This window comes from Bacillus sp. PPSBB_11 (assembly GCF_038023285.1).
Lineage (GTDB): Bacteria > Bacillota > Bacilli > Bacillales > Bacillaceae > Bacillus > Bacillus altitudinis.
In genome coordinates this window covers 2,229,974-2,240,769 of record NZ_CP150633.1, presented here as the reverse complement: position 1 = coordinate 2,240,769, position 10,796 = coordinate 2,229,974, and the positions used below count along the sequence as shown (strand labels likewise).

Here is a 10,796-nt window from a genome sequence, read left to right as displayed (position 1 = left end):
GTATCATCTATTAGATGCTGTAGAGTTTCATTCATTTGTTTCACCTCAATCTGTTAAGTGATTATCTTATGGAAGGACGAATATGACGATAAAGCCGAATAGGATGATGATGGTCAAGAAACCTAAAGCCATTGCCATCATATTTGACTCTTTTGTATAACCTTTTAATTCGTGTTTCTCAGTAGATCGATCAATTTTTCTAATTCGAAAAAGCATACTTACATTGATAAGAGCTAAAGAAATAACCAAGAAGAAAATGAGAAAAATAGGGTCTATGTCAAAGAATGGATTCGGTATATTTTGAATATTAAACGACTGAAAGAACATAAGTCCACTCAATATCAATTTCCAAATATTTTCTATCTTTTTTTCTTTGTACCACTCTTTACCCAGTTTCTCCTTTTCATAAATAGCTACCTGCTCGAAAAGAGGAATGAAAGACTTTGTTGTTCCTTTTTTGATAAAGCCTAATACACCTTGAAAAAGCATTAGAATGCCTAAACAAAAAAAGAAATGTGTTAATCTTATTTCAGAAATTTGAATAATCATAAAAAAGATCACCATCATGATGCCAAATATTAAATTAGACGCAGCTATTTGTTTTAGTCGCATCTTTTTTAATGCAGCTTGTTCCATACTATACTCCTCCCCGTTCAAATGGTTTGATAATCGCTCTATCTGTACTACGTTTTTACCGGGAAAATGTTTCAATATTTTTCCTTTCTATTGTGAATTTGGTTTTTCACACACGAAAAAAGTAAAGAGTAATTCCCTTTACTTTTTCGCTTGCCTCTATGGGTTTAGTCCTATTCTCAAACCGCTGAATTGACTGCTTACTCATTTTCATGGACTGTCTAATCAGTTGATATTAGTGTTTAAAAATTCCCCTTCACAATCGTTCTTTTGGCTTTCTTGACAATTCTGCTAGTTGCTTTTGTATCAGAATCTTTTAACCACTGTTCACACAGGTTTATGACCCAATTTGGTTGTGTTTTACTAGCGTCATTGAGCCAGTTTCCTACAGAATCTTGAACATATGTTGATGGATCAGATTTGAGCAAGTCTAGAATAGGCTGTGCCCTCATTGGCTCTTGTTTTAATGACTCAATATGCTTTGTCCAAACACCTCTTGGGCGAATAGCTTCTACTGAGAATCGGCGAATATTTTCATCATTACTTTTAGCCCATGCTGTTAAATGTTCTATACTTTGATCGAGCTGATCCATTAGGCTTTCTCTCACTGACATCCACGCAATTTCTCGAACTCCAAAATGAGGATCAGCTGCAAATGGCTGAATGTACACCAATTTCTCTTCCAAAGTTGATAAACGGTGTTTGTTCATATAAGCAGCCCAACAGCGGACGCTATCAGATACATGGTGAGTAAATGCCTGTAGCACTTCCGTTTGTTTTTCCCCATTCTCTTTCTGTAACACTTCATCTAACAATTGACCGATGAGACGAATTGCTTTCATTCCAGACTCAGCCTTTTGTTGAGTGACATCAGATGATACATCGTCTAAATGATGGTCTAAACCAACGGATGGCAAAACATGATGTAATAACGTCAGATGATTGACAGCCAGCCATTCAGTTAAATTCACACTCTCTATTTTTCCTTGATTCAAAAGGAACAAGACGTCATGAGGGATATCAGTCCCCTTTCGAGCACCTTTTCGATTGATGATCTCTTCGCTGATTTGCATTTATTTTCTCTCCTCGTCTAGTGGTGCTTTTGTTTGATATTCATCGTTTTTAAAAGAAATATATGAATGCCTTCAATCTTTGGATATTGCCCCCTATTGTATCAAATAAACCACTTTACTGGTGCATTCTTCAAACCAAAAAGGAACTACCCAAAATAAGTAGTCCCTTCCATACAAAATTGAATTTAAGTTACCTTCCTTGCTCGATCACCTTCAAACTCTTCTGCTGAGAGATTCTGTCAAACGCCACCATCAAGATGGTCATGAGTAAAGCGAGAAGAACCGTTCCAGCACTGATCCAGCTCAGGTGCAATATAGATGTCCTGCTCAATACAATCCCCCCTAACCCCGAGCCTAAAGCAAATCCGAATTGAATAAATGATGTATTAACACTTAATGCGATATCAGGAGATTTCGGAACAAGGGTTACAAGATATAGCTGCTGAGCTGGTGATGTACTCCATGTAGCGATCATCCATATCATGATAACAGCCACCATGACCACGAGATTCCCTGTGACAAATGCTAGTAGCATGAGCATCATGATTTGCAAAGTGATGCCAGAAAAAATCGTGAAGATGGGTCCTTTTTTATCTGCTGCCATCCCTCCAAGGCTTGATCCTAAAAAGCTGCATATTCCCGCTAGTAACAAAATGCCACTGATTTCTGTGATGCTTAGGTTGGCTGATTTTTGCAGGAAGGGCGTTAAATAGGTAAATAACGTGGAATATCCCCCTACATAGAATAACGTGACTGCCACTGCAAGTAATATACGCTTGTCTTTTAAAATCGATAATTGCATACGAAGCGTCACCGGCTCTTGTTCTTTCATAGAGGGGATTCGCCTATACACCACAATCAGCGGAATAAGCGTGATCACTCCAATGGCTGCGAATAATGCTTTCCATCCGATCATACTGCTTAGAAATGTCCCGATTGGAACGCCTAAAACCAAGGAGCTGCTTAATCCCATTAAAATGATGCCAATCGCTGTTCCTCTTTTTTCCCGTTCTACAAGACGAGTTGCAACCGCCATCTCCACTACAATCACCGTTCCTCCACTGATTCCTTGTAAAACTCTTGTGATCATGACCATTTCAAACGAATGACTGATACTTGTGATGAAGTTACTTAAAATAAAAATGATCAGCGTCCATGATAATATTTTTCTGCGGTCGATATTGATGGTTAGTGCAATGACAATCGGTGCGCCGATTGCTGCTGAGAGCGCTAAGGATGTGACCAATAAACCAGCAGCTGATGTCGTGACCTGTAAATCATCTGCGACCATTTGAATAATCCCTGTAATGATATATTCGATTGTTCCGATTAAAAAGGCTGCTAAAGCAAGTAAATAAACAACGGCTTTATTTTTCATCGTGACGGTTCTCCTTTGGGCAATGTTTACGATTTGACTTCATTTTTTATAGGAATTTGAATTTCAATGAGTCTTCCTTCTTCATTTTCTGACAATGGGTAATAGATTTCTCGGCCCGGCTGATCATCTTTCACGCGGTATCCGTTATGTTCGATCCATGTCGCCAGGTCAACACAAGCAGATTGTGCAAATGGGGATTGTGAATGAAATAATAGTGTCGCCATGGTTTCTTCAGCTGGTAACGTGCGCATCGTAATTCCCTGAGGAAGAGAGCCCCTTAACGCTTTAGCGGAATACCCAACCTCAAATTCGAACTCACTTTCTTTAGCAAGTGATTCCCTCCACAGCACGATTTGTGGCTCTGAGTTCAATTCTTGCGGGTGTTTATGTAACAAATGATGAAACGTTTGAAAGAATGATGGGATCTCATCAACAGTTCCGTTGGATTGAAAAGACATGATGCGTTTGCTTTCAACCGATTTGATGATGACCTCCTGTTCTTTTTCAACACACCCCTCTCGTTTGATGAGGTGCATCCGCTCCTTAATACGGGCTAATTTCTGTTGTTCTTTTTCGATCAATTGCTGAATCTCACTCTCTTTCAAGAGAAACATGCCCTGAATTTGCTCTACCGAAATATCTTCACGAAGAAGCTGCCCCATTTGCTTTAACGTAAAGCCTAATTCCTTATAGAGAAAAATTCGATTGACCTCAAGCAGCTGTTCAGCTGAGTAATAACGGTATCCCGAATCTTGATCGATCTGTTTAGGTTTTAATAAATCAATTTGGTCATAATATCTTAAGGTTTTGACAGGCACTTTACTTAACATAGAAAAATCGCCGATCTTGAACATCCTGCATCTCCTCCGATTTGTTGATCTGATCACAGTATAAACCTTTCAGTTAAGGGGAAGGTCAACATGAAGTTGATTAAATTTTTCAAAAGCACGAAAAAACCTAGATTTCTCTAAAATCTAGGTTTTGCTCATTATCCTACTATTTTTTCTAACAATCCCATCTCTTCAACAATCTTTATATCATCCATAAATCGTTGCAAACTTACTTTATGCTCTTTCTTTTGTAAATCTGTTGAATAACCTAAGCATAGATTAAAAATACAATCTAACCTTTGTCCGACTCCACTATAAAAATAATTCGTCAATATTCCATTATTTTCACTTGCAAGAACCAAAACTGTAGCGATCTCTAATACATATTCTATATCTTCTATAGAAATCGTTTGATCCTTTTTCTTAGCAGTCATGAATTCATGACTATGAATAGAACGAATCCTACCTTCAAGTAAATTGAGTATAGACCTTTTATAGATGACATACACACTGTGAATATGATGTTTATCAGGACAATAGGTATCTTGTAAAATGAATTTTATACGTTCATCTTCTTTTTCCATTTTTATTGCATCAAGATCATATAATAAAATATGATCAATTTCTTCTATTTTCATAGGAGGAAACATGTGGGATACATCTGTTTTGTTTTTCAATTGATCACCCCGAAATCTAGTCTCTCTTACTCCAAACGTTCCAATCTTTCAAGCCACTTGACAATAGTTCCGTTTGTAAAAAAATCGAGTATGACACCCTCGCAAAATCGTTCAGCTCTCAGAACCCCCATGATGAGAGCCAGCACACACTGCGAATTTAAATTGGAAACGTCCACATCCTCCATGTCATTCATTCCCCATTCAATTCCATTTTCTTTGAGGATCTCCCTATAGCGGGTAATCTCCAGTTCTTGATGCTGTTCTGCAAATGTATAGACATCCTCGATAAAACGACGGACCGTTTCGGAATAATTCACATAGGGCATCTGAATCGGATGTTCCGCTGTTCCGTCATTTTCTTGATCTATGACCCATTCACCAATATCATTGCCCTGAAGCAAAGGGATATAGTTAGTTAGAATCTCAAATTGACTCAACCTCATCCTCCTCCATTCCTTTGATCGACATCTCTGAATAAGTTGGTAAAAAAAGTCCGTGATGATCCTACAAGCTAGAAGCCAGTATTCAAATCACGGACCGTTTTATTCATTTCACTTTTTATACTCTAACCATCGATACCACGGTCTCCACATGAGCCGTATGCGGAAACATATCCACTGGTTGCATGTATTCGATTTTGTAGTCTTTTGACATGTATTCAAGGTCTTTTGCTAGTGTGGATGGGTTGCAAGAGACGTAGACAAAGCGTTTTGGTTTGACTTGTTTGACGGTGTCTAGGAAAGTGCGTTCGCAGCCTGTTCTTGGCGGGTCGACGACGATAACATCGGGACGGAAGCCTTCTTTGACCCATTTTGGCAGCCAGTGTTCAGCTGTTCCTGTCACATAGGTTGCGTTTTTCATGCCGTGTTTTTTGGCATTTTTCTTCGCGTCATCAATTGATTCTTTGATGACATCCATACCTCTTACTTCTTTTGCTCCATCTGAGAGCCACATTCCAATGGTTCCAACACCGCAATACGCATCGACTACCTTTTCTTTGCCAGTCAGTTTGGCCGCTTTTTTCGCTTCGTCGTAAAGCTTTAATGTCTGCTTCGGATTCAATTGGAAGAAAGCACGTGCACTTAGTTCAAAGGAAACGTCTCCTAAAAATTCTTGGATGACCATGTTGCCAGCTAGGTGCGATGTTTTATGCCCAAAGATGACTGACGTTTTTTCGCCATTGATATTGTGCATAATTGACGTCACTTCTGGCAGACGTTTTTGAATGGCTTCGGCGATTTCTTTTTTCTTTGGAAACTCAGGCTTTGATGTGACAAGGACGACTTGTACTTCACCTGTTTCAAAGCCGACACGCACAACAATCGAGCGCACGTCGCCTTTTCTTGTCCGCTCGTTGTAGACAGATACGCCGAATTTCTCTAAAATTTTGCGGACGACGCCTGTTGTTTTGTTCGTTTTCGGATGCTGGACGATACATTCCTTGATTGGGACAAGTTTATGGGAATTCAGCCCATAAAGCCCTGCGATGATGTCGCCGCTATGTGATCTTCCGACTTGGAACTGACTTTTATTCCGATAGTGCCATGGATCTTCCATACCGATTGTTGGTCTAATGTCGATCTTTTCAACCGACAGCTTTGTATGACGCTCCATTGATTGAATGACAATATCGCGTTTTTCCTTTAACTGCTGCTCATACGCCAAATGTTGAAGCTGACAGCCGCCGCACTCTTCGTATACTGGGCATGGCGGTTTGACTCGATGTTCTGAGCGCTTGCGGACTTTCCTCACCGTACCTTCTGCATATTTCGCTTGAACATTCGTTGCTTCAACTACTACTTCCTCACCTGGAAGTGCACCTGGGACAAAGACCACTTGCTTTTTAAAATAACCGACCCCTTCCCCATTAATGCCAAGGCGTTTAATGGTAAGCGGGAACTGCTGTCCCTTTTGCAGAAGGGCTCCTTGCTGTTTTTCTTTCACGTTTATTCTCTCCGTTCTATTTAAACCTTTATCAGTTGTCCTCATTTTATTCCATCTGAATAGTATATCACGACTTGGACGAAGAGCGAAAATGCCTTTCAATTATTTATCTGTCTCTATACTTCTCCATAAATAAAGGGAGGCGTAGCTTAAATACGGTGCCCACTCCTTGCTTAAAACTGCCATCTCTTCTTTTGTTGGCTTTTCTGGCAGGTCAAAGTGACGTTTGATCGCATTTTGAATCCCGATATCTGCCATTGGAAAGAGATTTGGTCTTCCAAGTCCATTCATGAGGACATTTTGAACCGTCCAAGGTCCAATCCCTCTAATCGGAAGCAGACGTTCTTCAATTTCAATATCCGTTAAGTCGTGTAATTCTTCTAAATTCAGAGAGCCGCTCACTATTCGCTTTGAGACATCAATCACATATTCCGCTTTTCGCTGACTGAATTGCAGTTTTCTCAAATCATCGGTTTCAAGTGATGCAATGGTTTCCGGTAAAGGGTCAAACCAAACGCCGTCGATTTGCTCACCATACGTATGAACAAACCGTTTCGTCAGCTCATAAGCAAATGCAAGATTGAGCTGCTGATGAATGATGCATTTCATCAAGCAATGATATAGATGGAAATCCAGCATAAGCGGCGTTCCGATATGACGTTCAAAAATGGGCGCAAGATTTGTTTGAGCAAAATGGTCATGCACGGCATGTAATTGATGCTCCATGCCAAATATCCGCTTCACCTCAGAAAGGATGGCTTCCTCCGGCCCGTTAGCCTGTACCCGGAACGAAGGTGCTTCTTTTGTTCCTGTCGCTTGAACGACTGCAATGTACGGTTTATGATTCAGCCTCATCGGTACTTTGATTTCTCTTTTATCCAGATCGACCGCCTTTAATGGATCGCTCGACAAACGTCTCAGCACTTGATCGAAGTGATAGGGCGGTTCAACCAATAGGTGTTTTTCCCACATGTTTTTCCTCTTCCTTTCTGTCAACACACGCAGATGTGATTGTTTCACTTTGCATGAATGATTCTCTATATTGAATACTTTTAAATATAAAGAGTACAAGAATTTATCAGTTATATCTTCCTTATTTATGGTCATTCTCCTTTTGGATAGATGAAAATTTTTAGTCGAATTTAGCTAAAATTCGACAGCAATCTTCAACATTTTAGGATCATTTTCCTTAAATTAGAAATAGAACCTATGGGTGATATCTTCTATTCCAAAAATATTTGTATAATTATGACATATCAAGGAGGTGAACAAAGGAATTAGCGGATTAGGCAATCATTTGTTTCATCTTGCAGGAACATATTTACCTCATTGATAACCGGCTTCACCTAGTTTCACGTTTTACTAAAAGAAGACCCAAAATTTAAAAACAAAGGAGATCCGACCAATGAAAAAAACAATTCTTTCTGTTGCCCTTGCCACTGCTGTTTCTTCGACACTACCAGTATTCGCTGACGCTGCTGAGCAAAAAACTGCTCCAGTTTCAACAACTATTCAGCAAACTGTGTTAAACAAAGCTGCTGAAGGTAAAGCAACGACAAATGCGACAAATGTTAACATTAACTTTGACGTACTTGGAATTGCCAATGCATTAATTAATGCTGCAAATGCTAACACAAACCGTGAAGGCTTTGTCAAAGGATTAATGGAGTCTGCTTTCTATGAGACTCGTTTCAACGGTGTTAAAACGTTTGCTACTGTTAAATACGGAAGCATTACGTACGGAGTTTGGGTATTTGAAAATGGATCTTTCACAAACAAAGGTGATGGCGGTTACATCAACTGGGCATTTAGAGGTTGGTTCGACCGTAACGGTGGTTTCGTCAACTTCCGTCGTCCTTAATTCTCGCTTTATCCATCAATCATACACGCACATTGGACCGATCTCAGCGATGAGATCGGCTTTTTTATGGTGAAAACGTATAAGTTCACCGCTGCTGCTTCATGATATAATGCAAGTCTGGAGGGGTGCACATGCTGAAAAAACTTGCAGTGACAAAAAACGGCGACTTGATTGAACATGCAACATTGCAGCAGCTTTCAAGCCCCGATATTGCCTGGTATTGGATTGATTTTTATGCGCCAACGGAAAAGGAAGCAGCACTGTTAAAGGAATTTTTTCAGTTCCATCCGCTTGCGATTGAAGATTGCTTCCATTATTTACAGCGGCCGAAGCTTGATTTTTATGAAGGGTATTTATTTTTCGTTCTTCATGCCCTCAATCAAAAAACACTTCGATCTGAGGAAGTCGACCTGTTTGTTGGAGAAAACTATATCGTTACTTTTCATTTGAAGGAAGCACCCTACATTGATCGAGTCATTCGAAAGCTCAAAGGGTCTGATAAAGCACGAGAGAGCGGTCCAGAGCATATGGCTTATATGCTGATTGACCAGCTCGTCGATGATTATTTTCCTATTATTTATCAAATTGAGGACAGGCTCAATGAAATCGAGGATGAAGAAGGGCATAAAACGTATGGTACATTAATGAACGAAGTATTCGGGATTCGATCCGATTTGCTCAAACTGCGCAGAACCATTATCCCGATGAGGGACCTCTTATATCGAATTGTGAACACGAATATGATGAAAAGCGATGCAAACCGGCAAGCATATTTTAATGATATTTATGATCATCTATTGAAACTAACAGAGATCGTTGAGTCAAACCGTGATATGACAGCCGATTTACGAGACAGCTATCAAACACTAAATTCCAATCGAATGAATGCCATCATGATGACACTGACCATTGTTTCGACGATTTTTATTCCACTGACCTTTATTGTTGGGGTGTATGGGATGAACTTTGATAACATGCCTGAATTACACTGGAAATATGGCTATTTTGGCGTACTGATTTTCATGGGTTTGCTTGTCTCAGGGATGCTTTTGTGGTTTAAACATAAAGGATGGTTTAGGATTTTCAAATAGTTTTTTGAGAGAAGTACTTGAAAGGGAGATACTATGGAAAACTGGATTCCACTGACAGACAAAGAACTAAAGTACGCATGGAAAACATTTGATCAAAAGTTTAAATTTAACCCAAGCATCTCTCGCTTTCCCGGTTTTCAAGCACCATCTCCTTACATCACATATGATATCTCTGCTTATTTCGAGGACCCTTCTCTCCTAAGTGCGGATGAAGACCTTGAAAAGAAGGCACTGCTGTCTTTTCAGGAGAATATCACCGGAACCGGCGAATATATGCTGGTACTTGATTGGCAGCACGAATGCTATTGGATCACACCATATGGCTCATTTGAAAAAGATGAATTTGGAGAATGGAGAGTTCCTGTGCTCCCAAATGGGGATTACTATTTCTTTTTATCAAAAGAGATGACCTGGGGTTTACTAGGACATCCTTGGGAGCAAAGCATCACGATTTTCGGTGAGGGCTTGATTGACTCCTTTACTCGTCATCGTCCCCTTTTGTTCCAGCGTAAAATAAGAGAAGGATAAGTCAAAAAGCTTGCAGATGTCTGCAAGCTTTTTTCTATAGCTGAGGGAGATGCCATACTTTTTCAAGCATGAGATCGTCTAAGCTTTTAAAGGTATATCCTTGTTTTTTTAAAGCAGTGATGGCATCATCAAGTGCCTCGGCATTGTCCCTTGAGACGGTATGAAGTAAGTAAATGGCACCCGGATGCGCCTGTTTCATCATTTGATTGTACGCATACTGTTTTCCTTTTTGATGGTGGATATGCCAATCTACAAACGCTACTGACCAGAAAACGGTTTGGTAGCCAAGCTGTTTCGTTTCCTTTAGTACCCTTTCACTGAACACCCCGCGCGGTGGACGAAGGTAGAGGTTATCTTGTTTTCCTGTGATTTTGTATACCGCTTCATTGACACGATCTAGCTCTTCTTTGATTTCTTTCGTGCTCTTTGTTGTTAAATCTGGATGGTGATAGGAATGGTTGCCAATAATATGACCTTCCTCTGCCATACGTTTGACGAGCTTAGGCTGGTCCTTTACGAAGTGCCCAGTCACAAAAAAGGTGCCGGGTACTTGATGCTTTTTCAGCACGTCCAAGATTTTGGGTGTGTACCCATTTTCATAGCCATTGTCGAATGTAAAATAAATCTCTTTCTTTTTCGTATTTCCTAAATAGAAAGCATCATATTTCTTTAAGAGTGTCGTCAGTTCCTTGCCAGCATCTGCTGGCTTGTGCTCTTTGCTTTTAGCAAATCCCCAATGAATCGGCTGATTAGACACGGCTTCTAAGTTTGAAAAAGGCAT

12 protein-coding genes are annotated in these 10,796 nt (G+C 39.9%); 3 read left to right on the top strand and 9 right to left on the bottom strand.

Annotated features, from left to right (window positions below; all coding sequences use genetic code 11):
• Positions 1 to 66: 66 nt before the first annotated feature.
• From V7L95_RS10925 to V7L95_RS10890, 8 genes are all read right to left on the bottom strand, one after another.
• Positions 67 to 636, bottom strand: a complete 570-nt coding sequence (locus tag V7L95_RS10925; RefSeq protein WP_017358809.1) for a hypothetical protein — start codon at positions 634 to 636, stop codon at positions 67 to 69.
• 239 nt (positions 637 to 875) lie between these two features.
• Positions 876 to 1,706 (bottom strand): DNA alkylation repair protein, encoded by an 831-nt coding sequence (locus V7L95_RS10920; RefSeq protein ID WP_017358808.1) that lies wholly within the window; start codon positions 1,704 to 1,706, stop codon positions 876 to 878.
• Positions 1,707 to 1,896: 190 nt separating this feature from the next.
• Positions 1,897 to 3,084, bottom strand: a complete 1,188-nt coding sequence (locus V7L95_RS10915; protein ID WP_340966314.1) for an MFS transporter — start codon at positions 3,082 to 3,084, stop codon at positions 1,897 to 1,899.
• Between the two features lie 26 nt (positions 3,085 to 3,110).
• Positions 3,111 to 3,938, bottom strand: a complete 828-nt coding sequence (locus V7L95_RS10910; protein ID WP_017358806.1) for a MerR family transcriptional regulator — start codon at positions 3,936 to 3,938, stop codon at positions 3,111 to 3,113.
• A gap of 134 nt (positions 3,939 to 4,072) precedes the next feature.
• Positions 4,073 to 4,591: a hypothetical protein gene (locus V7L95_RS10905; RefSeq protein ID WP_340966311.1), complete on the bottom strand. Its 519-nt coding sequence runs from the start codon at positions 4,589 to 4,591 to the stop codon at positions 4,073 to 4,075.
• 26 nt (positions 4,592 to 4,617) lie between these two features.
• A complete protein-coding gene (locus V7L95_RS10900; protein ID WP_251186106.1) occupies positions 4,618 to 5,034 on the bottom strand; it encodes a DUF6508 domain-containing protein in 417 nt (138 codons plus the stop codon).
• Between the two features lie 115 nt (positions 5,035 to 5,149).
• Positions 5,150 to 6,541 carry a 23S rRNA (uracil(1939)-C(5))-methyltransferase RlmD gene (gene rlmD, locus V7L95_RS10895; protein ID WP_029575437.1) on the bottom strand — a complete coding sequence of 464 codons (1,392 nt, stop codon included), beginning with the start codon at positions 6,539 to 6,541 and terminating at the stop codon, positions 5,150 to 5,152.
• A gap of 96 nt (positions 6,542 to 6,637) precedes the next feature.
• On the bottom strand, positions 6,638 to 7,507 hold the full coding sequence (locus V7L95_RS10890) for a DNA-3-methyladenine glycosylase (RefSeq protein WP_017358802.1): 870 nt from the start codon (positions 7,505 to 7,507) through the stop codon (positions 6,638 to 6,640).
• 433 nt (positions 7,508 to 7,940) lie between these two features.
• Here V7L95_RS10890 and V7L95_RS10885 point away from each other — a divergent pair, with 433 nt between their 5' ends.
• The 3 genes from V7L95_RS10885 (at position 7,941) to V7L95_RS10875 (ending at position 10,015) form a co-directional block, all read left to right on the top strand.
• Positions 7,941 to 8,396, top strand: a complete 456-nt coding sequence (locus V7L95_RS10885) for a stress protein (protein WP_340966308.1) — start codon at positions 7,941 to 7,943, stop codon at positions 8,394 to 8,396.
• A 131-nt stretch (positions 8,397 to 8,527) separates the two neighbouring features.
• Positions 8,528 to 9,487 (top strand): magnesium/cobalt transporter CorA, encoded by a 960-nt coding sequence (gene corA / locus V7L95_RS10880; RefSeq protein WP_007496624.1) that lies wholly within the window; start codon positions 8,528 to 8,530, stop codon positions 9,485 to 9,487.
• A gap of 33 nt (positions 9,488 to 9,520) precedes the next feature.
• Positions 9,521 to 10,015 carry a DUF2716 domain-containing protein gene (locus tag V7L95_RS10875; protein WP_017358801.1) on the top strand — a complete coding sequence of 165 codons (495 nt, stop codon included), beginning with the start codon at positions 9,521 to 9,523 and terminating at the stop codon, positions 10,013 to 10,015.
• Positions 10,016 to 10,049: 34 nt separating this feature from the next.
• Here V7L95_RS10875 and pdaA read toward each other — a convergent pair whose 3' ends face one another.
• Positions 10,050 to 10,796: a delta-lactam-biosynthetic de-N-acetylase gene (pdaA, locus tag V7L95_RS10870; RefSeq protein WP_230677056.1), complete on the bottom strand. Its 747-nt coding sequence runs from the start codon at positions 10,794 to 10,796 to the stop codon at positions 10,050 to 10,052.